Consider the following 26,696-nt stretch of genomic DNA (forward strand, 5'->3'; position numbering starts at 1 on the left):
CGGCCTTCAGCCGGCCGTGACGACGTCGAGGTAGTTGGTGATGACGTGCCGCACGGCCGATTCCAGGTGCGACATCGGGCCGGGCTCGAAGAAGGGCGACTTCATCGCGAGCTGCAGCGAGGCGACCATCCCGGCATCCTCGCCCACGAGCTTGTGCAGGAAGGCCTTGTACACCTCGAGGTTCTTCGCGAACTCCGGGTCGTCGAAGGCGGCATGCGGGAACATCAGATAGATGTGCAGCTCGGTCGTCGTCGGCGACGTGGGCCACACGACCCAGTTGCGCAGGCTGTCCAGCCGCATCGAGAGGTTGACGTTCGGGAAGATGCCCGCGCGCGACGACGTGTCGTCGCTCATGCCCTCCAGCCACGGCAGCGTGGGGAACATCTGCTTGCCGCCGCTCGAATGCGGCCTGGCCTTCTGGTCGTACGCCCAGCCGCCGCGCGGCAGCAGGTCGCATTCGAACGAATCGCTCGTGCCGCCATAGCGCACCATCGAGCCGAAGGTGCCCTTGTGCAGGATCGGCACGTGGTACACGTCGACGAGGTTCTCGACGAGCAGCTTCCAGTTGCACGCGACCTCGATCACGAGCTTCTCGGCCAGGCGCGTCCGGCCGGTCTGGAACCACCAGAGCTTGTCGTCCTTCTCGTAGGGCGCGATGAATTCCTCGAAGGGCATCGCGGCGCGATTGAAGCTCACGAACACCCAGCCGCGCCAGGTGACGCACTGCATCGGCGGCATGCGGCTGCCCTGCATGTCGCACTCGCTGTGCTGCATGCGCGGCGCGACCTTGAGCTTGCCGCCGAGGTCGTAGCCCCAGGCGTGGTACGGGCAGCTGAAGCCCCGGGCGTTGCCGCGTCCTTCGGCCACCGCGACGCCGCGATGCAGGCACATGTTCACGAACGCGGCGACCTCGCCGCCGGGCTGGCGCACGACCGCGACCGGCTCGTCCACGACGCGCAGGGTGAGGTAGTCGCCGGGATTCGGGATCTCTTCCTCGCGCGCGACGCACAGCCAGGTGTCGAGGAAGATCTTCCGCTTCTCCACCGCGTGGATGTCGGCCGAGTGATAGAAGTCGCCGGGCAGATGCTTCGAGCGCGACAGCGGTTCGCGGGTCGAGGCGATCCTGTCGCGCAGGTCGAGGAAGTGGATGGGGACGGTCGCGTTCATCGTGGGTGAATGGAAAAAAAATTGGGGTTCGCCTCAATCGAGCTTGGCGCCCGACGCCTTGACCACCGTCGAATAGCGGTCGAGGTTGTGCTGCACGTTGCGCTGGTAGGCCTCGGAGGTGCTGCCGACCACTGCGCCGCCCATCGAATGGGTGACGCGTTCGGTGAGCGAGGGCGACTTGAGCACGGCCGCCACCGTGGCCTGCAGCTTCTCGATCACGTCGCGGGGCGTGCCGGCCGGCGCGAACACGCCGATCTCGGTGCTGTAGTCGTAGCCGGGCACCACTTCGGAGAGCGACGGCACGTCGGGCGATTGCGGCGCGCGTGTTCCGCCGCTCGACGCGAGCAGCTTCACGGTGCCGGCCTTCACGTGCGGCGCGATGGCCGACATCGAGGCGACGAGCACGTCGACGTCGCCGGCGAGGAAGCCCGCGATCGACTGGCCCGAGCCGCGATAGGGAATATGCACGACGTGCAGCCGCGCGGACTGCTTGAACGCCTCCATCGCGATGTGGTGCAGGCTGCCCACGCCGGCCGATCCGTAGCTCAGCTTGCCCGGGTTGCCGCGGGCGCGCGTCACCAGTTCGTTGATCGAATGGATGCCGGCGCTCGTCTTCACGGCGACGTACACCGGCATGCTCGCCATGAGCGTCACCGGCACGAGATCCTTCTTGGGGTCGAAGGACAGCTTGGGGATCAGGTAGGGCGTGATGACGTACTGCGTGTCCGTGACCAGCAGCGTGTGGCCGTCGGGCTGGGCGCGCGCGACCTGTTCGGCCGCGATGGTGCCGCCGCCGCCCGCGCGGTTGTCGACGACGACGGGCTGCTTGAACTCCGAGGCGAGCCGCTCCGACACGGCACGCGCGAGCGAATCGGTCGCCCCGCCGGCGGCGTACGCCACGACGAAGCGGATCGGCCGCTCGGGATAGGTGGCGTGAGCGGCGCCGAGCGCGCCCAGGCACAGAGCGATAGGAAGGCAGATTCGCAGCAGCAGACGCGTCGGCAGGCGCAGGGACATGAGAGGAACTCCTTGGAAAGGGACAGTGGCGAAATGCGCCGCGCCTCGAATGAACGTTCTGTTGTGTAGAACTTCATTCTGTGGAGCGGCACGTTGCGCTGTGAAGCACGATCCTTGCCAGGCGTGCCTTTCCATCGCCCTGCAGGCGTGGGATTCCAAGTTACGGCGGCGGGCCGCCGACGTAGGGGAGAGGTTTCCGGCTTAAGCCGGCGCGCGGGACGCGAGCGTCAAGTGGGCGACGACGCACGAAACCAGTGCGCTCCCCGCGATGCCGAGCAGCATGGGCACCGGCGCGCCGTTCGCGAACAGGCTGACCGTCCCCATGACCACGATGCCCACCGCGAAGTGCAGGGTGCCGGCGAGCGCCGACGCCGTGCCCGCGAGCGCGCCATGCCGGTCCATCGCCAGCACCATCGACGATGGAATCACGAGGCCCAGGAAGCCATAGCCGACGAACAGCGTTCCGAGCATGAGCCACATGTTGTCGGAGACGAGTGCATTGACCGCGAGGGCGCACAGCATGGCGGCCGCATAGACCGTGACGGCCACGCGCACCGTCGCCTTGAGTCCGAAGCGGCGTCCGAGTTTCGCGGTGAGCTGCGATGCGCCGATGAAGGACGCGGCATTGACGGCGAACGCGATGCTGTACTGCCGCGGCGTGAGGCCGTAGTGATTCACCAGCACGAAAGATGAGTTGGAGAGGTAGGCGAAGAAGCTCGAGACGCCGAAGCCGCCGATGAGCGCCAGGCCGAGGAAGTGCCGGTCCCGCAGCAGCAGGAGGTAGCCGCGTGCGGCCGCGCCGATGCTGCTGTCGGCGCGCTGCTCGGGCGAGCGCGTCTCGGGCAGGCTCTTCCACAACAGCCCCACGGCGAGCACGCCCGCCACCCCGACCGCCCAGAAGACGCTGCGCCAGCCGAAGCTGTCGATGAGGAAACTGCCCGACAGCGGCGCGAGGATCGGCGACACGCTGAACACGAGCATGAGCAGCGAGGTGAGCTTTGCGGCGTCGTTGCCCGTGTGCAGGTCGCGCACGACCGCGCGGGGAATGACCATGCCCGCGCAGGCGCCGAGCCCCTGGAAGAAGCGGAAGGCGATGAGCGTCTTCACGTCGGGCGCGAGCGCGCAGCCGATGCTGGCGAGGACGAAGAGCGAAAGCCCGAAGTAGAGCGGCCGCTTGCGGCCGAACATGTCGGAGAGCGGTCCGTAGACGATCTGTCCGCTGCCGAGCGCGACGAAGAACACGATGAGGCTCGCCTGCACCGCGCCGGGCGAGGCCGACAGCGTCGCGCCGATCGAGGGCAGCGCGGGCAGGTACATGTCGATGGCGAAGGGACCGACGGCGGAGAGCAGGCCCAGCACGAGGGCGTAGCCGAGGAAGGAAGAGGAACGCATCGGGGGCGATTGTCGCTTCGGCAGCGATACGCCGTATTCGATGGCACAATCGCGCCTGCAACCACCGCTCCTTCCAGCGCCAGTCGCATCCGCAATCGGTTCAGCCGTGACGCGGAAGGTTTTCCAACCAGCTTGAGCTCCCTGCAGGGGGGCGGAAAGTGCGAATTCATGAGTGAGACGACCAACGTCTACACCGCCGCCCGCGGCAACTCCTACCTCTTCGGCGGCAACGCGCCCTATGTCGAGGAGATGTACGAGAACTATCTCGCCAATCCCGGCAGCGTGCCCGACATGTGGCGCGAGTATTTCGACGCGCTTCAGCACGTACCTGCCGTCGACGGCAGCAACGCCAAGGACGTCCCGCACCTTCCCGTCGTCAACGCCTTTGCCGAGCGCGCGAAGCAGGGCGGCACCAAGGTCGTCGTGGCCGCCGGCGCGGACATGGAGCTCGCGCGCAAGCGCACGGCCATCCAGCAGCTCATCGCCGCCTACCGCAACGTCGGCTGCCGCTGGGCCGACCTCGACCCGCTCAAGCGCACCGAACGCGAGAACATTCCCGAGCTGGAGCCGTCGTTCTACGGCTTCACCGACGCCGACCAGGAAGCGCTGTTCAACACCAGCAACACCTTCTTCGGCAAGGAGACGATGTCGCTGCGCGAGCTGCAGAACGCGCTGCGCGAGACGTATTGCGGCACCATCGGCGCCGAGTACATGTACATCAGCGACCAGGGCAGGAAGCGCTGGTGGCAGCAGAAGCTCGAATCGATCCGCAGCAAGCCGATCTTCGATGCCGAAAAGAAGCGCCACATCCTCGACCGCGTGACCGCGGCCGAAGGCCTCGAGCGCTTCCTGCACACCAAGTACGTCGGCCAGAAGCGCTTCTCGCTCGAAGGCGGGGAGAGTTTCATCGCGTCGATGGACGAGTTGATCCAGCAGGCCGGCGCCCGGGGCGTGCAGGAAATCGTGATCGGCATGGCCCACCGCGGCCGCCTCAACGTGCTGGTCAACACGCTCGGCAAGATGCCCGGCGACCTGTTCGCCGAGTTCGAGCACACCGCGCCCGAGGACCTGCCGTCCGGCGACGTGAAGTATCACCAGGGCTTCAGCTCCGACGTGACCACGCCCGGCGGCCCGGTCCACCTCACGCTCGCCTTCAACCCCTCGCACCTCGAGATCGTGAACCCGGTCGTCGAAGGCTCCGTGCGCGCGCGCATGGACCGCCGCGCCGACCCGCAAGGCAAGCAGGTGCTGCCGGTGCAGGTCCACGGCGACGCCGCGTTCGCGGGGCAGGGCGTCGTGATGGAGACGCTGGCGCTGGCCGAGACGCGCGGCTACTTCACCGGCGGCACGGTCCACATCGTCATCAACAACCAGATCGGCTTCACCACCAGCGACCCGCGCGACGCGCGTTCCACGCTCTACTGCACCGACATCGTGAAGATGATCGAGGCGCCGGTGCTGCACGTGAACGGCGACGATCCCGAGGCCGTGGTGCTGGCGACCCAGCTCGCGCTCGAGTACCGCATGGAGTTCGCGAAGGACGTCGTCGTCGACATCGTGTGCTTCCGCAAGCTCGGCCACAACGAGCAGGACACGCCCTCGCTCACGCAGCCGCTCATGTACAAGAAGATCGCGGCCCACCCCGGCACGCGCCGCCTCTACGCCGACAAGCTCGCCGCCCAGAACATGGGCGAGACGCTGGGCGACGACATGGTCAAGGCCTATCGCGCCGCCATGGACGCGGGCAAGCACACGGTCGACCCGGTGTTGACCAACTTCAAGAGCAAGTACGCGGTCGACTGGACGCCCTTCCTCGGCAAGAAGTGGACCGACGCGGCCGACACCGCGATTCCGCTGGCCGAATGGAAGCGCCTGGCCGAGCGCATCACGACCGTGCCCGAGACGTTCACGGTGCATCCGCTCGTGAAGAACGTGCTCGAGGCGCGCGCGGCCATGGGCCGGGGCGACGCGAACGTCGACTGGGGCATGGGCGAGCACATGGCCTTCGCGTCGCTCGTGGCGAGCGGCTACGCGGTCCGCCTGTCCGGCGAGGATTGCGGCCGTGGCACCTTCACGCACCGCCACTCGGTGCTGCACGACCAGAACCGCGAGAAGTGGAGCGAAGGCTCGTACACGCCGCTGCAGCACGTGGCCGAGAACCAGGCGCCTTTCGTCGTGATCGACTCGATCCTGTCCGAGGAGGCCGTGCTCGGCTTCGAATACGGCTACGCGTCGAATGACCCGCACACGCTCGTGATCTGGGAGGCGCAGTTCGGCGACTTCGCCAACGGCGCGCAGGTCGTCATCGACCAGTTCATCGCCTCCGGCGAGGTGAAATGGGGCCGCGTCAACGGCATCACGCTCATGCTGCCGCACGGCTACGAGGGCCAGGGTCCGGAGCACAGCTCGGCGCGCCTCGAGCGCTTCATGCAGCTGTCGGCCGACACCAACATCCAGGTGTGCCAGCCGACGACGGCCAGCCAGATCTTCCACCTGCTTCGCCGCCAGATGATCCGGCCGCTGCGCAAGCCGCTGATCATCATGACGCCGAAGTCGCTGCTGCGTCACAAGGACGCGACCTCGCCGCTGTCCGAGTTCACCAAGGGCGCCTTCCAGACCGTCATCCCCGACCAGAAGGAACTCAAGGGCGACAAGGTCAAGCGCATCATCGTCTGCTCGGGCAAGGTGTATTACGACCTCGCGAACAAGCGGGAAGAGAAGGGTGCGGACGACGTCGCCATCCTGCGCGTGGAGCAGCTCTATCCGTTCCCGCACAAGGCCTTCGCCGCGGAGCTGAAGAAGTATCCGAACGCGAGCGACATCGTGTGGTGCCAGGACGAGCCGCAGAACCAGGGCGCATGGTTCTTCATCCAGCACAACATCCACGAGAACATGGCCGAGGGCCAGAAGCTCGGGTATGCGGGGCGCGCCGCGTCGGCGTCGCCGGCGGCGGGCTATTCCGACCTGCACAAGGAGCAGCAGAAGGCGCTGGTCGACGCGGCCTTCGCCAAGCTCAAGGGCTTCGTGCTGACGAAGTAAGGCGGCAGCGGGACGGACGGCCCGCGCGCGTGGGCACGTTCGCCCACGCGCTCACAAGAATCTCCAGGAACACATCAAATGGCTATCGTTGAAGTCAAGGTCCCGCAACTGTCCGAGTCCGTTGCGGAGGCCACCCTGCTCGCGTGGAAGAAGAAGGTCGGCGAACTCGTCGCGATCGACGAGATCCTGATCGACGTCGAGACCGACAAGGTCGTGCTCGAAGTGCCGGCGCCCGCGGGCGGCGTGCTGGCCGAGATCGTCGTCGGCGACGGCGGCACCGTCGTGGCGGGGCAGGTGCTCGCGAAGATCGACACCGAAGGCAAGGCCGCCGCGGCCGCGCCGGCGGCTGCCTCCGCATCCGCGCCGGCTGCGCCCGCTGCCTCGCCCGCGCAGTCGGGTGGCTCGAAAGGCGACATCGCCATGCCCGCCGCCGCGAAGATGATGGCGGACAACAATCTCGCTTCGGGCTCCGTGCCGGGCACCGGCCGCGACGGCCGCGTGACCAAGGGCGATGTGATCGGCGCGCTCGCGAGCGGCGCCAGGCCCGCGGTCGCGCCGCCGATGGCCGCGTCCGCCGCGCCGGCAGCCGCGCCGCGCCTCGCGCAGGTGGCCGCTCCCGTCGGCGCACCCGACCTCGGCGACCGCCCCGAGCAGCGCGTGCCCATGACGCGCCTGCGCGCGCGCATCGCCGAGCGCCTGCTGCAGTCGCAGTCGATGAACGCCATTCTCACCACGTTCAACGAAGTGAACATGGCTCCGGTGATGGAGATGCGCAAGCGCTTCCAGGACAAGTTCGAGAAGGAGCACGGCGTGAAGATCGGCTTCATGTCGTTCTTCGTGAAGGCCGCGGTCCACGCGCTCAAGAAGTACCCCGTGCTCAATGCCTCGGTCGACGGCAACGACATCGTCTACCACGGCTATTTCGACATCGGCATCGCCGTCGGTTCTCCGCGCGGCCTGGTCGTGCCGATCCTGCGCAACGCAGACCAGATGTCCTTCGCCGACATCGAGAAGAAGATCGCCGAGTTCGGCCAGAAGGCCAAGGACGGCAAGCTGGGCCTCGACGACCTCTCGGGCGGCACCTTCTCCATCTCCAACGGCGGCGTGTTCGGCTCGATGCTGTCGACGCCCATCATCAACCCGCCGCAGTCGGCGATCCTCGGCGTGCATGCGACGAAGGACCGCGCCGTGGTGGAGAACGGCCAGGTCGTGGTGCGGCCGATCAACTACCTCGCCATGAGCTACGACCACCGCATCATCGACGGCCGCGAAGCCGTGCTGGGGCTGGTGGCAATGAAGGAAGCGCTGGAAGATCCGGCCCGTCTCCTGTTCGATATCTGAGTTGAGAATGGAGCGGCTGAGGTTCATGTAGTACTTTTTAGCCACTCGGCAACGCGAGGACAGGCGACAGATTGAACTCGAATGGATCGCGCGTGCCGTTCAGGAGCCCGAGCGCGCCCAGGTTCAGTCGGACGGCCGCATCCGACTCTGGGTGCCCATCGCGGAGATGGAGGGGCGTTACCTGAGGGTGGTGCTACTCGAAGACGGGCAGACCGTCCACAATGCCTTTTTCGATCGGAGCTTCAGGAAATGAAAGTCAGGTACTTCCAGGAAACCGACACGCTTTACATCGAGTTCAAGAGCGCGACTGTCGCGGAGTCTCGTGACCTCGATGAAAACACCCTGCTGGAACTCGACGAGCAGGGGCACGTGGTGGCCATCACCATGGAGCACGCACGAGACCGAGCGGAAATCCCGGCGTTCTCGTACGAGCAGGTTAGGGCGGCCTAAGTCGGTAGAGGCATGGCGATGGAGCAGGTGGGCGCAGCCAAATGCGAGCAGGTTTTCCTGGAGAGCCTGTTGGCGAGCAACTACATGGCATTTCAGAAGGGAATGCTCTCGGTGGGGGCGCAGAGCATCCAGTGGTCGTCATTTAGCGATAGCAATCACTTGGTGAACAACTTCGTTGCCGGGGGAGGTAAACAGTTGCTCATCGGTATTGGCAAGTCGAGTCTCTTGGATAGAAGGCGAAAGCGTTCTCATGGAGACGACGAAATTTGGGCCCAAATCGAAGATGCCGCGTGCGAGGCCATGAGTTTTAAGGAGTGGGCAAGGAAGAACGAGAATCAGCCCGTCTTTAGAGAAGTGTTGGTGAGTTACTGTTCTCATTTGGAACGGTTTCTCAAGTCCGTTGGCGTGGTGTTCGACCTAGCTGGCTGCGGCAGTGCTCAAGAAAGCCTCAGACGTCAAATTTTTGTGCCGGGTCCCGAACTTCGTCGCAGTTCCGAACGGGTCGAAAGTGAATGGGGCAAACGACTTCCGCAGAATGAGAATCGAGCACAGCGCTTCTTTCAACAGTACTTGGCCCCCCGAAATCCTGACCCGGATACGTTTCCGCTTTCTCTCGTCGAAGAGTCTGCGTGGGCCACGTGTCATGCGACATTCAAGATCCGAAACGCCATTGTGCATTCGATGGCTCGACCCCACGAGCAAGTCGAACTGGGCGCGTCCACATTTCACCCCGGTTGGGACATCGAGCTGAAGGCAGACGACCTGCGTCTGGTTGCCGGTGCCTTTGCCTCGATCGCTTGGCCCTTCAGCCCGCTTTCAAGAATTCTTTGATCTGAAATTGATTCATGACAAATAAACAGTTTGACGTGGTGGTCGTGGGCGGCGGCCCGGGCGGCTACATTGCCGCGATCCGCGCGGCGCAGCTCGGCTTCAGCGCTGCCTGCATCGACGAGTGGAAGAACAAGGCGGGCGGCCCGGCGCCCGGCGGCACCTGCACGAACGTGGGCTGCATCCCGTCCAAGGCGCTGCTGCAGTCGTCCGAGAACTACGAGCATGCCTCGAAGCACTTCGCCGACCACGGCATCAACGTGACCGGGCTGTCGCTCGACGTCGCGAAGATGCTGGCCCGCAAGGACCAGGTGGTGAAGCAGAACAACGACGGCATCCTCTACCTGTTCAAGAAGAACAAGGTGGCGTTCTTCCACGGCCGCGGCTCCTTCGGCGGCAAGACCGACGCGGGCTACGAGATCAAGGTGGGCGACGAGACGCTGACGGCGAAGCACGTGATCGTGGCGACGGGCTCGAATGCGCGCGCGCTGCCGGGCACGCCCTTCGACGAACAGACCGTGTTGTCGAACGACGGTGCGCTGTCGGTGGCGAACGTGCCGAAGAAGCTGGGTCTCATCGGCTCCGGCGTCATCGGCCTGGAGATGGGCTCCGTGTGGCGCCGCCTCGGCGCGGAAGTGACGGTGCTCGAAGCGCTGCCCACCTTCCTCGGCGCCGTCGACGAGCAGATCGCGAAGGAAGCGCACAAGGCCTTCACGAAGCAGGGCCTGAAGATCGAGCTGGGCGTGAAGGTCGGCGAGATCAAGACCGGCAAATCGGGCGTGAGCGTGGCGTACACGAACGCGAAGGGCGAAGCCCAGAAGCTCGACGTCGACAAGCTGATCGTGTCGATCGGGCGCGTGCCCAACACCGTCGGCCTGAACGCCGATGCGGTCGGGCTGAAGCTCGACGAGCGCGGCGCCATCGTGGTCGACGACGAGTGCAGGACGAACCTGCCCAACGTGTGGGCGGTCGGGGACGTCGTGCGCGGCCCCATGCTCGCGCACAAGGCCGAGGAAGAGGGCGTTGCGGTGGCCGAGCGCATCGCGGGCCAGCACGGCCACGTCAACTTCAACACGATTCCGTGGGTGATCTACACGAGCCCCGAGATCGCGTGGGTCGGCCAGACCGAGCAGCAGTTGAAGGCCGCGAACGTGAAGTACAAGGCCGGCACCTTCCCCTTCATGGCGAACGGACGCGCGCGCGCGCTGGGCGACACGACGGGCATGGTGAAGTTCCTGGCGCATGCGGAGACGGACGAGATCCTTGGCGTCCATATCGTCGGGCCCATGGCGAGCGAGCTGATTTCCGAGGCGGTCGTGGCGATGGAGTTCCGTGCGTCGAGCGAGGACATCGCCCGCATCTGCCACGCGCATCCGTCACTGTCCGAAGCGACGAAGGAAGCCGCCCTGGCCGTCGACAAGCGCGCCCTGAATTTCTAGACCGTGTCAGTACGCGCGGTCTACGACGCCGAGCTCGCCGCGCGCGGCAACGAGAGCGACCCCGCCCAGCTTCGCGGGATCCGTGCGCTCGAGCGTTGCGCGCGCGAGTGGGGCGAGTTCAAGGAGCAGCGCTCCAACGTCTTCAAGAAGCTGCTGAACCGCCCCGCCATTCCGCGGGGCGTGTACATGTATGGCGGCGTCGGACGCGGCAAGAGCTTCCTCATGGACTGCTTTTTCCAGGCCGTGCCGATCCAGCGCAAGACGCGGCTGCATTTCCACGAGTTCATGCGCGAGGTGCACCGCGAGCTGGCCGAGCTGCAGGGCACGGTGAACCCGCTCGACGCGCTGGGCGCGCGCATGGCGAAGCGCTACCGCCTCATCTGCTTCGACGAGTTCCACGTCGCGGACATCACGGACGCGATGATCCTGCACCGCCTGCTCGATGCGCTGTTCGACAACGGCGTGGGCTTCGTCACCACCTCGAACTTCCTGCCGGACGACCTGTACCCCGACGGCCTGCATCGCGACCGCATCCTGCCCGCGATCTCGCTGCTGAAGGAGAAGCTGGAAGTGGTGAACGTCGACCACGGCGTCGACTACCGCCGCCGCACGATGCAGCAGCTGAAGCTGTACCACACGCCGCTGGGCGAAGAAGCCGACCGTGCGATGGACGAGGCGTTCACGCGCCTGGCCGAGACGCACGACGACGGGGAGACCGTGCTCCGGATCGAGCATCGGGAAATCCGCGCGCGGCGGAAGGCGGGCGGCGTGGTGTGGTTCGATTTCCGCACGCTATGCGGAGGGCCGCGCTCGCAGAACGACTATCTGGAGATCGCGACGCAGTTCCACACCGTGCTGCTGTCCGGCGTGCCCAGGATGTCGGTTCGCAATGCATCCGAGGCGCGGCGCTTCACCTGGCTCGTGGACGTGCTGTACGACCGGCGCGTGAAGCTGATCCTGTCGGCCGAAGTCGAGCCAGACGCGCTGTACACCGAGGGACCGCTCGCGCACGAGTTTCCGCGCACGGTGTCGCGGCTGAACGAGATGCAGTCGGCGGAGTTCCTGGCGCTGGCGCACCGGACGGTGGATACGCGGCTGACGTGAATCGGCGCTGGATGGCCAACTCGAGGTCACGATTCGTGATCTCGAGTTTGGGTGGCCACGGCGGGCGCCGTTCTCCGATCTATGCATTCACGGAGCTGGGCGTGGCCATGTGGTCTTCTGTCCTCGTACGATATCGGGGATGAAGTTCGTCCTTGTCGCCTTCGCTGCGGTTCATGCGGTGCTCGCCGTCGCCCAGCCCATTGACGCTCCTGCCGAACGTGCCCGCATCGCCCGCGAACGCACCGAGATCGCCGAGCGTTTCAAGGCCGAAGAAAAGGCCTGCTACGGCCGTTTCGGTGTCACCGACTGCATCGATGCCGCCAAGGCCCGGCGACGCACGACCCTCGCCGATCTGCGCCGGCAGGAGGTTGCGCTGAACGACGAAGAGCGCAAGGCCCGCACGGCCGAACGCCTGCGCGAGCTCGAGGCCAAGCGCGAGCGCGCGGAGAAGCCGCGCGACGCGGCCCCGCCGCGGCAGCCGCACGCGCCGCCCGAAGCGCGCCTGCGCGAACCGCGCGAGCCGCGCACGCCTTCCGCGCCGCCGCAACCCCGGCCGCGCGAGCCGCGCCATGCCGCATCCGCGCCCCGAGCGCCCACGGTGTCGCCGGCCGAAGCCGCGGACAACCGCAAGCGCTACGAACTCAGGCTTCAGGAAGCCGAGGCCCACCGCGAGCGCGCGCAGCGCCGCCTCGCGCAACGCAAGAAGCCCGCGGCTTCGGATCTGCCCCTGCCCGCGCGCTGAAGACAGGGGTCAGACCTGCGTCGCTTGCGAACGGCGCGTCCGGCCCCGACCATCTTCGCCATGTCCGCCCACTCCCTGCAAGACCTCGCCGCGCAGTTCTGCACATACACCGGCGTCGCCACGCCCCGGCTCGGCGCCGATGACGACGGCGTGATCGCTTTCTCGACCGTCATCGACGGCGTCGCCGTGACGGTGGCGAACGATCCTTTGCAGCGCGCGGGCGACATCCTGGTCTGCGTTTATTTCGGCGAGCTGCCCGCGGAACGCGAGGCGGATGTCATGCGCGGCCTGCTGCACGCCAACTTCCTCATGCAGGCGCCCGACGGCGCATCCTTCGGCGTCGACCCCGGCTCGCGCGAGGTCGTGCTCAAGTCGCTGCTTCCGATGGCCGAGATCACGGGCGAGTCGCTGCACGAAGGCATGCGCCGCGCGGTGGAGCTGGTGCGGCAGTGGCGCGCCGATCCCTTCCACGAGCCGGCCCGTGGCGAGGTCACTTCAGCGGACTACGCCTGACGCATGCAGCGGGGGCGGCGCGCCCTTCAGCGTGATGCGCTTCATGTCCTCACGGTCGCCCTCCCAGACGCAGGCATTTCGGCCTCCGAGGTCGAACACGATCCGGTCCGGACCGGCGTGGATCCCGACGATGTCGTTCGCGTCGGGATACCGGGGCACGTAGACGCCGGAACGATCCCAGCGCCCGCAGACAAGCGTGGCGCTTGCGCCCGTCGCGCGGTCGGTCCCGATCGCGCCCCATCCGAAATGCTGCGAGAAAAGGCAGTGGAATTCGAGGCCATCGACATCCCGGATCGGCCGGACCGGCTGGAGGCACAGCCCCTCCCCGCTGGGGGGCAGGCGATAGATGCGCCCATCGCCGAGCAGCAGGCGGAGCGAGTCCTCGTGCCGGTCCACCATCGCCCGGACCGGCGGCGCATTTCGCATCCGCCAGACCACGCCGGCATGTTCTCGCGGCTGGACCAGCGCGAGGTTGCCGTGCATATCGGCCAGCAGCAGGTTGTAGTCGCCCGCGGCGGCGATGTGGACCGGGCCCATGTCGCCGAGCTCGATGCGCTCGTCGCCGCGCGGCGAGGTGAGGCAGACGCCGTCGTTCGCCGTGACGGTTGCAGCCCAGTTGACGCCCACGGCCAGCTCCCGGACTTCGGAGGGGAACTCCAGCGCGCGAACGGTCAACGTCGAATCGCGCGCATCGTTGATCTCGCGCCGGAACGTCATGACCGTTCCGTCGTTCATGCGGGCGGCCACCAGCCTGCCTTCCGGGCGCCAGACGAAGTAATCGACGCCGTGGTGCCTGCGCGCCGGCTCCAGCCGGGCGAGATCGCGCAGGTCGGAGCGTCGCCAGGGCGTGCCCGATCCGTCGAACGCGATGGGTCGCAGCGCCGCGGGCCGGTTGGTCGCGCGCCGATGGGCCAGCGTGGCGCTGACGGTGGATGCGTCGAAGTCGAAGTGGTCGATGGTCCGTGCTCGCATGGCCTCGGCGGGACGAAACCGTTCGAGCGAGGCGTCGAGGTAGGCCACGGCATCGTCGGGCAGCCGCCTCGCGCCGGGCGGCTGCAGGACATCCCGAAAGGCCGAGCTCGTCCGCGTGAGCGCGGCCCGGTCGGCGTGGGAGAGAAAGCCGGCGGCGACGCGCACCGCGTCGCGATGGTCGGTGACGAGCTTGCGAAGGGGAAAGGGATCGGGGGAGAGGGGGTTGCGCATGCGCAGGGCGCGCGCAACGCGGGCGAGCGGCCCCGGGGAGGGTTTCACCCCCGGAACGTCGTCCGCCGACTTCACGTCGTCTTGGTCACTGCGCCGCTCCGCGGCCGACGCGCCGCACATCCAACGTCCCAGGCCCTGCATTCCCCACCTCCTGCCGAAGGTGCGATCTTGCGCGGACGCGGCGCCGAGCTCAACAGGCCAAGGTCTCGCCGCGCCGGCCCCCGGGACCTCTCAGGGCCTCAGCAGGTTCACGCGCGGCGGCGGTTCGGGCTCCAGCGGCTCCAGCTTCACGATGACCAGCGACAGGTTGTCGCCGCCGCCGCGCGCGCGGGAACGCGCCTTGTCGATGAGGAACTCGGTCGCCTCGCGGGGGGAGAGCGACGAGAGCACCGTGCCGAGCTCGCTCGGACTGAAGTAATGCCACACGCCATCGCTGCAGGCCATGAGCACGTCGCCGGGCCGCAGCTGATCGATGAAGTGCACTTCCATCGGCGGCTCTTCCTCTGCGCCCAGGCAGCCCATGAGGATGTTGGACTGCGGATGGACATTCGCCTCTTCCTCCGTGAGCTCGCCGCGGTTCACGAGCGTCTGCACGTACGAGTGGTCGAGCGTGCGCTTCACGAGCTTCGCGCCGTGGTAGTGGTAGATGCGCGAGTCGCCGGCGTGGATCCAGTGGCATTCGCCGTTGGGATTGATGAGGAAGGCCGCGAGCGTGCTGTGCGGCTCCTGCTCGGCCGAGATCGCGGTGAGCTTGATGACGAGGTGCGACTCCTGCACCACCTGCTTGAGCAGCGAGGGCGGGTCGTCGTGGTCGGGCGAATAGCGGTCGAACAGCTGCTTGGCGGTAAGCATGACCTGGTCCGACGCCTTGCGCCCGCCGCTGCGGCCGCCCATGCCGTCGGCCACGATGCCGAGCACGCAGCCGCTGATGCGCGGATGCGAGAGCAGGGCGATCTGGTCCTGCTGGTATTCGCGGTCACCCTTGTGGATGCCGGTCGAGGCGGTGAGGCGGTAGCCCTTGCTGGGAGTGGGGATGGCCATGGGTTCCGAAGCTCGCTCCCCGCGGAGCGCCTGCTCGATTATTGATTGGCAAAGACGTATTATCGGCAACTGTTCCTTGCGCGCGACGTCCCCTTTCGTGAATTCCAATCTGCACTCCCCGGAACGCCATCTCATCGAGCTCCGGATGGAACACGCGGACCTCGATGCGCTGATCGACCGCACGGCCGACGAGCAGCCGGTCGACGAGCTCATGATGCGCCGGCTGAAGAAGCGGCGCCTGGCGCTGCGCGACAAGATCTCGCGCCTCGAGCTCGCGCTCGACCCCAAGGAACCCGCTTGATCCCATGGTGAGCGACGGCAGCGACGACGGGCGGCGCCTGGGAGAGCTCGCGCGCGAGGCCTACGCGCCCGGCGGCGTGCTGTCGCGCGCGGCCGACGCTTTCCGGCCGCGCACGGGCCAGACCGACATGGCGGTCGCGGTCGCCCGCACCATCGAGAATGGCGGCGCGCTCGTCGTGGAAGCGGGCACCGGCGTCGGCAAGACCTTCTCGTATCTCGTGCCCGCGTTGCTGAGCGGCGAGCGCGTGCTGCTCTCCACGGCTACCAAGACCCTGCAGGATCAGCTCTTCGGCCGCGACCTGCCCCGGCTGGCCGAGGCGCTCGGCCTGCCCGTTCGCATGGCGCTGCTCAAGGGACGCGGCAGCTACCTGTGCCTGCACCGGCTCGACCTCGCCCGGCAGGGGGCGACGCTGCCCGACCGCTTCGCGTTGCGCACGCTCGCGAAGCTCGAGCAGTGGGCACAGGTCACGCGCACCGGCGACCTCGCCGAGATGCCGGGGCTCGACGAGCGCTCGCCCGTCATCCCGCTGGTCACATCCACGCGCGAGAACTGCCTCGGCGCGCAATGCCCGAAGTTCCGCGCCTGCCATGTCAACAGCGCCCGCCGCGAGGCGCTCGCTGCGGACGTGGTCGTGGTGAACCACCACCTGTTCTTCGCCGATCTCGCCGTGCGCGAATCGGGCATGGCCGAACTCCTGCCCACCGTTCGCGTGGCCGTGTTCGACGAGGCGCACCAGCTCAACGAAACGGGTGTGCAGTTCCTGGGGCATCAACTCGGCACGGGGCAGGTCATCGATTTCGCGCGCGACCTGCTCGGCGCGGGCCTGCAGCTCGCGCGCGGCCTGTGCGACTGGCAACAGCTCGCCGGAGGCTGCGAGCGCGCGGCACGCGATCTGCGGCTCGCCGCGGGGCGCGGACCCGGCGCGGGCCGGCTGCGCTGGACCGACGAGGCGCCCGAAGGCGCGAATCCCGACACCTGGGTCGCGGCGCTCGATGCACTGCGCGTCGCATGCGAAGCCGCGGCGGAGGCGCTGGCGACCGTCGACGAGATCGCGCCCGACTTCGCGCGCCTGCACGAGCGCGCGGCGGCGCTGATCGAGCGCGCGGACGCCTTCGCGCGGGAGCCGCGCGAGGGCTCGGTGCGCTGGGTCGATGCCGGCACGCACCTGCGGCTGGTGGAATCGCCGCTCGACATCGCGCAGGCCGTGCAGACGAAGCTGCTGAAGTCGGGCAGCGAGGAGGCGCAGCAGCGCAGCTGGATATTCACCTCGGCCACGCTCGGCGACGATGCGCGCCTGTCCTGGTTCACCGAACCCTGCGGACTGGGCGAGGCCGAGGTGCTGCGCGTCGAAAGCCCCTTCGACTATCCGGCGCAGGCTGCGTTTTACGTGCCGCGCACGATGCCCAAGCCCAGCGATCCCGGACACAGCGCGGCCGTGGCCGCGCTCGCGGCAGACGCGGTGCGCACGCTCGGCGGCCGCACGATGGTGCTCACGACGACGCTGCGCGCGCTGCGCGCCATCGGCGAGTCGCTGCAGCGCTCGCTCGAAGGAACGGCGAACGTCGAGGTACTGGTGCAGGGCCAGGCACCCAAGCGGATGCTGATCGACCGCTTCCGCGAAGGCGCGACCGAAGGCCGCGCGGGCTGCGTGCTCGTGGCTTCGGCGTCGTTCTGGGAGGGCGTGGACGTGCCGGGCGATTCGCTGCAGCTCGTCATCATCGACAAGCTGCCCTTCCCGCCGCCGAACGATCCGCTGGTCGAGGCGCGCTCGCAGCGTCTCGAAGCGCAGGGGCGCAGCCCCTTCAACGACTACTTCGTGCCGGAAGCGGCCGTCGCGCTGAAGCAGGGCGCGGGCCGCCTGATCCGGCGCGAGTCGGACCGCGGCGTGCTGGTGGTTTGCGACACGCGGCTGGTCTCGATGGGTTATGGCCGGCGACTGCAGTCCGCGCTGCCGCCGATGCGGCGGCTGACGACGCCGACGGAGTTTCAGGAGGCGCTGGACGAACTCACCAGAAGCGCCACCACGGATTCGTCGCCGACCTGACGCCGCCGCCTCCGAGGTAGTCGCTGCGGGGGTAGTTCTTCTCGAGCACGCGGCGGGTGTCGTCGCGCAGCTGCGCCATGCCGAGCGCGTCGTAGGAACGCATCATGATGCCCAGCGCCTCTTCGATCGCGGGCACGTCGCGGTACTCGGCCACCGCGGACTGCGCGCGGCCGATGGCCGCCACGTAGGCGCCGCGGCTGAAATAGAAGCGGGCGACATGGACCTCGTATTGCGCCAGCGAATTGACGATGTACGTCATGCGCGCGCGCGCATCGGGGGTGTAGCGCGAATCCGGGAATCGCGTCACGAGTTCGCGGAACGACTCGAACGATTCCTTGGCCGCCTTCTGGTCGCGCTCGGCGAGGTCCTGCTTCGCGATGAAGGACAGGATGCCCAGGTTGTCGTTGAAGTTGACGATGCCCTTCAGGTACAGCGCATAGTCGAGCGCGGGGCTCGCCGGGTGCAGCTTCATGAAGCGGTCGAGCGTGGCGAGCGCCTGTGCCTGCTCGTTGGCCTTGTAGTGCGCGTAGGCCTTCTCGAGCTGTGCCTGCTGCGCGAGCGGCGTGCCGGCCGCGCGGCCCTCGAGCCGCTCGAACAGCGTGACGGCCTTGTCGAACGCGCCGGCGTTGAGTTCGTCCTTCGCTTCCGCGTAGATGCGGTTGGGGCTCATGCGGCCGGTGCGGTCCTCGTCGGGCGTGGAGCTGCAGCCCGCGAGCACGACAACGGCCAGGGCCATCGCCGCGACGGATAATTTGCCCCGAACGCCCGGGTTGCCATTCACTCGCGCCGTCACTCGAATCCTTCCAGCCACTCCCGATTGAGGGCCGAATCATTATATCGACCGACCCCTCGCACGCCGGCTCCGACGCCGACCTCCAGGACGCCGCCGAAGAAGGCCCGGAGCCCGGCGCCGAGGCCGAGACGCGTCCGTTTTCCGTCGCGGCGTCGCATCACGGCCAGCGGCTCGACCGCGCGCTGGCCGAACTCCTGCCCGAGTTCTCGCGCAGCTTCCTGCAGCAGCTGATCGAATCGGGCGCGGTGCGCTTCGGCGGCCGCGCCGTGACGAAGTCCGCGCACAAGGTGAGGGCCGGCGACGCCGGCGAAGTGGAGCTGCGGCCGACGCCGCAGAGCCAGGCCTTCAAGCCGGAGCAGCTGGCGCTCGACGTGGTTTACGAGGACGCGCACCTGCTCGTGATCGACAAGCCCGTCGGCCTGGTCGTGCATCCCGCGCCCGGCAACTGGAGCGGCACGCTGCTCAATGGCCTGCTCGCGCGCGACCCGGGCGCCGCGCTGCTGCCCCGCGCCGGCATCGTGCATCGCCTCGACAAGGACACGAGCGGGCTGATGGTCGTCGCGCGCACGCGGGCCGCGATGGACCGGCTGGTCGCGATGATCGCTGCGCGCGAGGTGTCGCGGCAGTACCTGGCGCTCGCGCATCGTCCGTGGCAGGGCCCGGCGGTGCGCCGCGTCGACGCGGCGGTGGGGCGCGATCCCCGCAACCGGCTGCGCATGGCGGTGGTCGACCTCGAGCGCCATTCGGGCAAGGCCGCGGCGACCACGCTGGCGCTGCTGCAGGACGCGGCGCATGGATGCTGGGTGAAGGCGACGCTGCACACCGGGCGCACGCACCAGATCCGCGTCCACATGGCGCACATCGGGCATCCCCTGGTGGCCGATGAGCTCTACGGTGGCGCGCGCGCGGCGGGAATGACGCGGCAGGCGCTGCACGCCTGCACGCTCGCCTTCGCGCATCCGGTGTCGGGCGAGGCCCTGCGGTTCCATGCGCCTCCGCCCGCGGACCTGCGGGCCGCGCTCGCCGCGTGGAGCCTGCGCTACAATGAAATCGAATGGCTGACCGGCCATGCCCACGGAGCCTGAACAGGCTCCCGCCGCCTTGTGAGAAGGTGGCCTCGCGCGTTTTCCCTCGAAGAACAAGACCATGAATACGGCGGATGCCAGGCGCATCCTCGAAACCGCGTTGATCTGTTCGCACCAGCCGCTGCCGGTGCGGGAATTGCGCGTTCTCTTCGACGGCGAGCTCGGCGCCGACACCGTGAAGTCGCTGCTGGAGGAGTTGCGCGACGAATGGACGCAACGGGGCGTGGAGCTCGTGTGCGTCGCGAGTGGCTGGCGCTTCCAGAGCCGCCCCGAGATGCGCGAGTACCTCGACCGCCTGCACCCCGAAAAGCCCCCGCGCTACAGCCGCGCCACCCTCGAGACGCTGGCGATCATCGCCTATCGCCAGCCCGTGACGCGCGGCGACATGGAAGACATCCGCGGCGTCACCATCAACAGCCAGCTGCTCAAGCAGCTGGAGGACCGCGGCTGGGTCGAGGTGATCGGCCACCGCGAAGCCGTGGGCCGTCCCGCGCTGTACGCCACTACGCGCCAGTTCCTCGACGATCTCGGCCTCGAATCCCTCGACCAGTTGCCCGATCCGGGCACGCCGGCGCAGACCGGCATGCTGGCCGCGCTTGGCGAAGGCGGCGACGGGGACGAACTGGATCTCGCGTCGGAGGCGCAGGAAGTCTCGCCGCGAGACGAGGCCGAATCGCCGCCGCCGGACCCGCAGCCTTCCGGCGAATCTCCCCCGCAGGGAACCGAGCAAGATCGACAACCGTCTGCGGCACCCGCGCCGACGGATGAGCCGCCCGCGGACGATTCCGCGGAGGAGACACGCCCATGAACACCCCGAAGACCGGCGGCGGCGACGCCCTGCCGTCCGATGCCACGAACGCCGAAGCCATGAACGCCGGAGCCGGCGCAAAAGCCGAAGCGGATACCGAGGCCAGTTCCGACGCAAACGAAAACGCAAAGGCCGACGCCGCCGCCGATGCCGATGCCGACGCCGATGCCGGCGCCGACGCGACCAAGGGACGCAAGAAGTCTCGCGCGGCCGCAGACGAAGCCGCCGGGAGTCCCGACGCAGATCGCGACGAGGACGATGAAGATGAGGACGACGAGGACGACGAGGACGACGACGAAGACGAGATCGACCGCGAGCAGCGCCGCGCGCGCCGCGAAGCCGCGAAGCAGCCGCCCGTCCCGGCGGTCGCGCCCGAGGAGCGATTCGCCGACGTGATCTCCGGGCGCTTCGACGCCGAGGAGGAGACCGCCGAAGCCGGGCCGTCCAAGCGCGTGCTCTCGCCGCAGGCCGACACGCCGAAGCTGCACAAGGTGCTCGCGCAGGCCGGGCTCGGCTCTCGCCTCGAGATGGAGCAGCTCATCATGGAGGGTCGCATCTCGGTCAACAACGAGCCGGCCCACATCGGCCAGCGGATCCAGTTCGGCGACCAGATCAAGCTCAACGGCAAGCCCATCCGCGTGCGCATCGCGCCGCCGCCGCCGCGAGTGATCGCCTATCACAAGCCGGTGGGCGAAGTCGTGACGCACGACGATCCGCAGAACCGTCCGACGGTGTTCCGCAAGCTGCCGAAGCTGCAGCAGGGCAAGTGGCAGTCGGTCGGCCGCCTCGACCTCAACACCGAGGGCCTGCTGCTGTTCACGAGCTCCGGCGAGCTCGCCAACAAGCTCATGCACCCGCGCTTCGGGCTCGAGCGCGAGTATGCGGTGCGCGTGCTGGGCGCGCTCACCGCCGAGGAGCGCCAGCGCCTGCTCGACGGCGTTGCGCTCGACGACGGAAGAGCGCAGTTCGGCGCGATCGAGGAAGGCGGCGGCGAGGGCTCCAATGTCTGGTACCGCGTGACGATCAGTGAGGGCCGCAACCGTGAGGTGCGGCGCCTGTTCGAGGCCGTGGGCCGGGCCGTGAGCCGGCTCATCCGCATCCGCTATGGCGCGATGGTGCTGCCGCGCGGCCTGAAGCGCGGCGCGTGGCACGAACTCGACGAGCAGGACATCCGCTCGCTGACGCACGCCGCCGGCATGCAGCAGCAGCGCCGCGAAGGGGAAGGCGAAGGCGCGGGCGGCGGGCGCAACAAGCGCCGGCGCGGCGGGCGTGGCGGCGACGGTCCCCGTCCGCAGGGCGGCCCCGAACGCGCCGTCGGTCGCCGCCAGGGCGGCACCGGCGGCGGCCCGCGCGGCCAATACGGACCCCGCGGCGGAAAGCGCCGCAACGAGGGCGGTGACCCTGGGGCCGGCCAGGGCGGCGGGCAGGGCGGCAACCAGCGCCGCGACCAGGCCGACCGGGGCGGCAGCTCGCAGCCCGATCCGATGAAGACCTCGGTCGGCTACATCGGCGCCGACAGCTTCAACCGTCATCGCCAGGGCCAGGGACCGGGCCAGGGTGGCCCCGGCGGCCGGCGCGGAGGCGGTCCGCGCCGATCCGGCGGCGGGCGCTGAACGCGTGCAAACGCTAGAATTCGAGGCTTTGCCGAAACTTTCCGCTTCCGGCGAAACCCTATAAATCAAGATCAGGAATAGTCACATGGCCATCGAACGCACCCTATCCATCATCAAGCCCGACGCCGTGGCCAAGAACGTCATCGGCCAGATCTATGCGCGCTTCGAAGCCGCCGGCCTGAAGATCGTGGCCGCCCGCATGGCGCACCTGTCGCGCGGCGAAGCCGAGCAGTTCTACGCCGTCCACAAGGAGCGCCCGTTCTTCAAGGACCTCGTCGACTTCATGATCTCCGGCCCCGTGATGATCCAGGCGCTCGAGGGCGAAGGCGCGATCATGAAGAACCGCGACCTGATGGGCGCGACCGATCCGAAGAAGGCCGCCGCGGGCACCATCCGCGCCGATTTCGCCGACAGCATCGATGCGAACGCGGTGCATGGTTCGGACGCGGCCGAGACCGCCCAGGCGGAAGTCGCCTTCTTCTTTCCCGGCATGAACGTGTATTCGCGCTGATCGCATCCCGGCATGACATGACGGCCAATCTGCTCGACTACGACCTCGACGGACTGGCCGCCTTTTGCGAGACGCTGGGCGAGAAGCGTTTCCGCGCGACCCAGCTCTTCCGCTGGATTCACCAGCGCGGCGTGCGCGACTTCGACGACATGTCGGACCTCGCGAAGTCCCTGCGCGAAAAGCTGAAGGGCGTCGCCCACGTGGCCGCGCCCGCTGTCCTTTCCCAGCACGAATCCGCCGACGGCACGATCAAGTGGCTGTTCGACGTGGGCGGCGGCGACGCGATCGAGGCGGTGTTCATTCCCGAGGATGACCGGGGAACCCTCTGCGTCTCTTCGCAGGCCGGCTGCGCCGTCGGCTGCCGCTTCTGCTCCACCGGCCACCAGGGCTTTTCGCGCAACCTCTCCACGGGCGAGATCGTGGGCCAGCTCTGGTTCGCCGAGCATTTCCTGCGCCGGCACCTGAAAACCGACGAGCGCGTCATCTCCAACGTGGTGATGATGGGCATGGGCGAGCCGCTGCAGAACTATTCGGCGCTCGTTCCGGCATTGAAGACGATGCTCGACGACCACGGCTATGGCCTGTCCCGCCGGCGGGTGACGGTGTCGACCTCGGGCATGGTGAACTTCATGGACCGGCTGGGCGAGGACTGCCCGGTGGCGCTTGCCGTGTCGCTGCACGCGCCCAACGATCCGCTGCGCGACGACCTGGTGCCGCTCAATCGCAAGCATCCGCTGGCCGAGCTCATGGCCGCCTGCAAGCGATACCTCCAGCACGCGCCGCGCGACTTCGTCACGTTCGAGTACTGCATGCTCGACGGCGTGAACGACGGTGCCGAACATGCGCGGCAGCTCGTGGAACTCGTGCGCTCGCACGACGTCTCGTGCAAATTCAACCTGATCCCGTTCAACCCGTTTCCGCAGTCGGGCCTGGTGCGTTCGCCGCAACAGCGCGTGGCGGCTTTCGCGAAAACGCTCAACGATGCTGGTATCGTCACCACCGTGCGCAAGACCCGCGGCGACGACATCGACGCGGCATGCGGCCAGCTGGCCGGCGAAGTGCAGGACCGCACGAAGGTCGGCGCGCGCATCGCCCGCCAGCGCACCGTGGTGACGAAGCCGGTGAAATTCCTCCCCGGCGTCCAGGAGACGACAGGATCATCATGACGAGGGCCGTTGCGTTGGCGCTGGGGGTGGCATCCACCGGCGCGCTTCTTCTCGGGCTGGGCGCCTGCGCCACGCAGCCTACGGCGGCGCCGTCGGCGGCCGACTCCATCGTCACGCCGTCCGACGAGCCCGAGAACCGCCGCCGCGCGCGCATCCGCCTCGCCCTCGCCGTGAGCTACTTCGAGGAAGGCAAGACCGAGATCGCGCTCGACGAGCTGAAGCAGGTGGTCGCGATCGACCCCAGCCTGCCCGATGCTTTCGTGCTGCGCGGCCTGATCTACATGCGCCTGAACGACATGCGGCAGGGCGAGGAGAGCTTCCGCCGCGCGCTGCAGCTCAATCCGCGCGACTCCAACGCACATCACAACCTGGGCTGGCTGCAGTGCCAGCAGGGCCGCTACGACGAATCGATCCGCGAGTTCGACCGGGCGATGACCAATCCGCTCTACGCCGACAAGGCCAAGACGCTGATGGCGATGGGCGTGTGCCAGGCGCGTGCCGGCCGCAACGCGGAGGCCGAGCGCAGTCTGGCGCGTTCGTACGAGCTCGACGCCGGCAACCCCGTCACCGGCTACAACCTCGCGCGCTTGCTCTATTCGCGCGGCGACTTCGAGCGCGCGCGCTTCTACATCCGCCGGCTCAACAACAGCGAACTCGCCAATTCCGAGACGCTGTGGCTCGGCATCCGGGTGGAGCGTCGCCTGAACGACACCGTGGCCATGCAGCAGCTGGGGGACCAGCTGCGCCGGCGTTATCCGCAGTCGCGGGAACGCGCATCCTTCGATCGGGGGGCATTCGATGAGTGAGCCGATGCCGGGCGCCGAGTCCGTGCCGCAACCGGAATCGCCGCAGCCGCGCGGGCCGTCGGCGGGACAGATGCTGCGCGAAGCGCGCGAGGCCGCCGGCCTGCACGTCGCGACGCTCGCGGTGGCGCTGAAGGTGCCGGTGCGCAAGCTCGAAGCGCTCGAGGAAGACCGCTACGACCAGTTGCCTGACTCGGTGTTCGTGCGCGCGCTCGCCTCCAGCGTCTGCCGCACGCTCAAGATCGATCCGCAGCCCGTCCTGGAGCGGCTGCCGCAGAATGCGACGCCGCGCCTGGCGCGCCACGAAGACGGCATCAACGCGCCGTTCCGTCCGGCCGGCAACGCGCCGCGGCCGGGTCCGGTGAATCACGTGTCGCGTCCGGTCCTGCTGGTCGTCGCGGCCCTGCTCATCGGCGCCATCGTCCTGATCTTCCTGCCGGCGCGCGACGATCTGCAGCAGGTCGCGTCGCGCATCGCCGACCCCGTGATGCCGCCGCAGACGACCGCAAGTGCCACCATCGCCCCGGCGGAGCCGGTGGTGCCCGTCCCGGGGGCAACGGAGGCGGTGGCGGCGGCCGCGACTGCTGCCGTGGTCGCGGCCTCGGCCGTTCTCGCGCCGGCGGCATCGGCCCTCGCAGCTGCGATGCCGTCGCGTGCGGCGACCGCGGCATCCGCCTTGCCTGCCGCCGCAGTCGCCTCCCGTCCCGCATCCGCACTCGTCGCCGCGGCGCCGGGAAGTGCCGCCAGCGCCGCCGCCGCGCCCGCTGCCGGCATCGTGGTCTTCCGTGCCCGGGGCCCGTCGTGGATCAAGGTCGCCGATGCCAAGGGCACGACCGTGCTCCAGAAATTGCTCGGTGCCGGCGAGAGCGCGGGTGCGACGGGCACCTTGCCCCTGAATGTCACCGTGGGCAGCGCCGGGATGACCGACGTCCAGGTGCGCGGCCAAACGTTCGAGCTCGCGCCCGTCACGCGCGACAACGTCGCCCGTTTTGAAGTGAAGTGAAGAAGTGAGCGACCCGATTTCTCCCTGCCTGCCCATCGAGACAGCGCAACCCAAACCCCGCCGCAGCCGCCAGGCCACGGTGAAGTGGGGCAGCCGCGTCGTCACCGTCGGGGGCGACGCGCCGGTGCGCGTGCAATCGATGACGAACACCGACACGAAGGACGCGATCGGCACCGCGATCCAGGTGAAGGAACTCGCCATCGCCGGCTCCGAGCTCGTGCGTATCACGGTCGACACGCCCGAGGCCGCGCAGCAGGTGCCCTACATCCGCGAGCAGCTCGACCGCATGGGTATCGACGTGCCCCTCATCGGCGACTTCCACTACAACGGCCACCGGCTGTTGACCGACTACCCGGCCTGCGCCGAGGCGCTGTCGAAATACCGCATCAATCCCGGCAACGTGGGCAAGGGCGACAAGCACGACCGGCAGTTCGCGCAGATGATCGAAGCCGCTCTGCGCTCCGACAAGCCGGTGCGCATCGGCGTCAACTGGGGCAGCCTCGACCAGGAGCTGCTCGCGTCGCTGATGGACGAGAACGCGCGGCGCGCCGCGCCCTGGGACGCGAAGCAGGTGATGTACGAGGCGCTCGTCACCTCGGCGATCGAATCGGGCAACCAGGCCGTCGCGCTCGGCATGCGGGCCGAACAGGTCATCCTGAGCTGCAAGGTGAGCGGCGTGCAGGACCTCATCGCGTGCTACCGCGAACTCGCGCGCCGCTGCGACTATCCGCTGCACCTCGGCCTTACCGAGGCGGGCATGGGCACGAAGGGCACGGTTGCCTCGTCGGTCGCGCTCGGCATCCTCCTGCAAGAAGGCATCGGCGACACGATCCGCGTCTCGCTCACGCCCCAGCCCGGCGAGGCGCGCACCCAGGAAGTCGTGGTGTCCGCGGAGATCCTGCAGGCGCTGGGCCTGCGCTCGTTCGTGCCGAGCGTTACCGCCTGCCCCGGCTGCGGCCGCACGACGAGCACCACCTTCCAGGAGCTCGCCAAGCAGATCGACGACCACCTGCGCACGAACATGCCGCAGTGGCGCGCGAAATACCCCGGCGTCGAGAAGCTCAAGGTCGCGGTGATGGGCTGCATCGTCAACGGACCCGGCGAGAGCAAGCACGCCGACATCGGCATCAGCCTGCCCGGCACCGGGGAGGCGCCGGCCGCGCCGGTCTTCATCGACGGCGAGAAGGCCATGACGCTGCGCGGCGAGAACATCGTGGCCGAGTTCCACCGGATCGTCGAAAACTACATCGAAAAGCGGTTCGGCCAAAGCGTGCCCGAGCACGCCTGAACCCG

24 protein-coding genes are annotated in these 26,696 nt (G+C 68.2%); 18 read left to right on the top strand and 6 right to left on the bottom strand.

Annotation, left to right across the window (positions count from 1 at the left end):
- Nucleotides 1–6 precede the first annotated feature (6 nt).
- The 3 genes from AB7E83_RS13765 to AB7E83_RS13775 form a co-directional block, all read right to left on the bottom strand.
- Complete coding sequence (locus AB7E83_RS13765) at nt 7–1,167, bottom strand: aromatic ring-hydroxylating oxygenase subunit alpha (RefSeq protein ID WP_428570334.1); 1,161 nt, start codon at nt 1,165–1,167, stop codon at nt 7–9.
- Nucleotides 1,168–1,200: 33 nt separating this feature from the next.
- A complete protein-coding gene (locus AB7E83_RS13770) occupies nt 1,201–2,184 on the bottom strand; it encodes a Bug family tripartite tricarboxylate transporter substrate binding protein (RefSeq protein WP_428570336.1) in 984 nt (327 codons plus the stop codon).
- Between the two features lie 201 nt (nt 2,185–2,385).
- Nucleotides 2,386–3,576, bottom strand: a complete 1,191-nt coding sequence (locus AB7E83_RS13775; RefSeq protein WP_428570338.1) for a multidrug effflux MFS transporter — start codon at nt 3,574–3,576, stop codon at nt 2,386–2,388.
- Nucleotides 3,577–3,744: 168 nt separating this feature from the next.
- On the opposite strand from AB7E83_RS13775, the gene AB7E83_RS13780 reads away from it, so the two are divergent.
- The 8 genes from AB7E83_RS13780 to AB7E83_RS13815 all read left to right on the top strand — a co-directional run bounded on the left by AB7E83_RS13780 (nt 3,745) and on the right by AB7E83_RS13815 (nt 13,032).
- Nucleotides 3,745–6,615: a 2-oxoglutarate dehydrogenase E1 component gene (locus AB7E83_RS13780; protein ID WP_428570340.1), complete on the top strand. Its 2,871-nt coding sequence runs from the start codon at nt 3,745–3,747 to the stop codon at nt 6,613–6,615.
- A 78-nt stretch (nt 6,616–6,693) separates the two neighbouring features.
- On the top strand, nt 6,694–7,956 hold the full coding sequence (odhB, locus tag AB7E83_RS13785) for a 2-oxoglutarate dehydrogenase complex dihydrolipoyllysine-residue succinyltransferase (protein WP_428570342.1): 1,263 nt from the start codon (nt 6,694–6,696) through the stop codon (nt 7,954–7,956).
- Between the two features lie 249 nt (nt 7,957–8,205).
- Nucleotides 8,206–8,406 carry a DUF2283 domain-containing protein gene (locus tag AB7E83_RS13790; protein WP_428570344.1) on the top strand — a complete coding sequence of 67 codons (201 nt, stop codon included), beginning with the start codon at nt 8,206–8,208 and terminating at the stop codon, nt 8,404–8,406.
- A gap of 12 nt (nt 8,407–8,418) precedes the next feature.
- The gene (locus tag AB7E83_RS13795) at nt 8,419–9,237 is read left to right on the top strand and encodes a hypothetical protein (RefSeq protein WP_428570345.1); all 819 of its coding nucleotides are present in this window, start codon (nt 8,419–8,421) and stop codon (nt 9,235–9,237) included.
- A 14-nt stretch (nt 9,238–9,251) separates the two neighbouring features.
- The gene (lpdA, locus tag AB7E83_RS13800; RefSeq protein WP_428570347.1) at nt 9,252–10,673 is read left to right on the top strand and encodes a dihydrolipoyl dehydrogenase; all 1,422 of its coding nucleotides are present in this window, start codon (nt 9,252–9,254) and stop codon (nt 10,671–10,673) included.
- A gap of 3 nt (nt 10,674–10,676) precedes the next feature.
- Complete coding sequence (gene zapE, locus AB7E83_RS13805) at nt 10,677–11,777, top strand: cell division protein ZapE (protein ID WP_428570349.1); 1,101 nt, start codon at nt 10,677–10,679, stop codon at nt 11,775–11,777.
- Nucleotides 11,778–11,916: 139 nt separating this feature from the next.
- Nucleotides 11,917–12,519 (top strand): hypothetical protein, encoded by a 603-nt coding sequence (locus AB7E83_RS13810; RefSeq protein WP_428570351.1) that lies wholly within the window; start codon nt 11,917–11,919, stop codon nt 12,517–12,519.
- Between the two features lie 60 nt (nt 12,520–12,579).
- Complete coding sequence (locus AB7E83_RS13815; RefSeq protein WP_428570353.1) at nt 12,580–13,032, top strand: CesT family type III secretion system chaperone; 453 nt, start codon at nt 12,580–12,582, stop codon at nt 13,030–13,032.
- Here AB7E83_RS13815 and AB7E83_RS13820 read toward each other — a convergent pair.
- Entirely contained in the window at nt 13,015–14,376 is a 1,362-nt protein-coding gene (locus AB7E83_RS13820; protein ID WP_428570355.1) for a hypothetical protein, read from the bottom strand. The two genes, AB7E83_RS13815 and AB7E83_RS13820, sit on opposite strands and share 18 nt — an antisense overlap.
- Before the next feature lie 90 nt (nt 14,377–14,466).
- Complete coding sequence (locus AB7E83_RS13825) at nt 14,467–15,276, bottom strand: PP2C family protein-serine/threonine phosphatase (RefSeq protein WP_428570357.1); 810 nt, start codon at nt 15,274–15,276, stop codon at nt 14,467–14,469.
- Between the two features lie 97 nt (nt 15,277–15,373).
- Between AB7E83_RS13825 and AB7E83_RS13830 the strand changes: the two genes are divergently transcribed.
- Together AB7E83_RS13830 and AB7E83_RS13835 are read left to right on the top strand one after the other, a co-directional pair.
- The gene (locus AB7E83_RS13830) at nt 15,374–15,577 is read left to right on the top strand and encodes a YdcH family protein (RefSeq protein WP_428570359.1); all 204 of its coding nucleotides are present in this window, start codon (nt 15,374–15,376) and stop codon (nt 15,575–15,577) included.
- A 4-nt stretch (nt 15,578–15,581) separates the two neighbouring features.
- Entirely contained in the window at nt 15,582–17,621 is a 2,040-nt protein-coding gene (locus AB7E83_RS13835) for an ATP-dependent DNA helicase (protein WP_428570361.1), read from the top strand.
- Here AB7E83_RS13835 and AB7E83_RS13840 read toward each other — a convergent pair.
- Complete coding sequence (locus AB7E83_RS13840) at nt 17,584–18,357, bottom strand: outer membrane protein assembly factor BamD (RefSeq protein ID WP_428570363.1); 774 nt, start codon at nt 18,355–18,357, stop codon at nt 17,584–17,586. The genes AB7E83_RS13835 and AB7E83_RS13840 overlap by 38 nt on opposite strands.
- Before the next feature lie 92 nt (nt 18,358–18,449).
- On the opposite strand from AB7E83_RS13840, the gene AB7E83_RS13845 reads away from it, so the two are divergent.
- The 8 genes from AB7E83_RS13845 (at nt 18,450) to ispG (ending at nt 26,691) form a co-directional block, all read left to right on the top strand.
- Nucleotides 18,450–19,499, top strand: a complete 1,050-nt coding sequence (locus tag AB7E83_RS13845; RefSeq protein ID WP_428570406.1) for an RluA family pseudouridine synthase — start codon at nt 18,450–18,452, stop codon at nt 19,497–19,499.
- Nucleotides 19,500–19,560: 61 nt separating this feature from the next.
- Nucleotides 19,561–20,307: an SMC-Scp complex subunit ScpB gene (scpB, locus tag AB7E83_RS13850; protein WP_428570365.1), complete on the top strand. Its 747-nt coding sequence runs from the start codon at nt 19,561–19,563 to the stop codon at nt 20,305–20,307.
- A complete protein-coding gene (locus AB7E83_RS13855; protein WP_428570366.1) occupies nt 20,304–21,920 on the top strand; it encodes a pseudouridine synthase in 1,617 nt (538 codons plus the stop codon). Before scpB ends, AB7E83_RS13855 begins: the two co-directional genes overlap by 4 nt.
- Before the next feature lie 85 nt (nt 21,921–22,005).
- Nucleotides 22,006–22,431, top strand: a complete 426-nt coding sequence (ndk, locus tag AB7E83_RS13860) for a nucleoside-diphosphate kinase (RefSeq protein WP_428570368.1) — start codon at nt 22,006–22,008, stop codon at nt 22,429–22,431.
- Between the two features lie 17 nt (nt 22,432–22,448).
- A complete protein-coding gene (gene rlmN / locus AB7E83_RS13865; protein WP_428570370.1) occupies nt 22,449–23,597 on the top strand; it encodes a 23S rRNA (adenine(2503)-C(2))-methyltransferase RlmN in 1,149 nt (382 codons plus the stop codon).
- Nucleotides 23,594–24,403: a type IV pilus biogenesis/stability protein PilW gene (gene pilW / locus AB7E83_RS13870; RefSeq protein WP_428570372.1), complete on the top strand. Its 810-nt coding sequence runs from the start codon at nt 23,594–23,596 to the stop codon at nt 24,401–24,403. The genes rlmN and pilW overlap by 4 nt, the downstream gene beginning before the upstream one ends.
- On the top strand, nt 24,396–25,403 hold the full coding sequence (locus tag AB7E83_RS13875) for a helix-turn-helix domain-containing protein (RefSeq protein WP_428570374.1): 1,008 nt from the start codon (nt 24,396–24,398) through the stop codon (nt 25,401–25,403). Before pilW ends, AB7E83_RS13875 begins: the two co-directional genes overlap by 8 nt.
- A 4-nt stretch (nt 25,404–25,407) precedes the next feature.
- Nucleotides 25,408–26,691 (top strand): flavodoxin-dependent (E)-4-hydroxy-3-methylbut-2-enyl-diphosphate synthase, encoded by a 1,284-nt coding sequence (gene ispG / locus AB7E83_RS13880; protein WP_428570376.1) that lies wholly within the window; start codon nt 25,408–25,410, stop codon nt 26,689–26,691.
- Nucleotides 26,692–26,696: the final 5 nt, after the last annotated feature.

The sequence above is a fragment of the Ramlibacter sp. genome (assembly GCF_050250995.1).
GTDB lineage: Bacteria > Pseudomonadota > Gammaproteobacteria > Burkholderiales > Burkholderiaceae_C > Ramlibacter.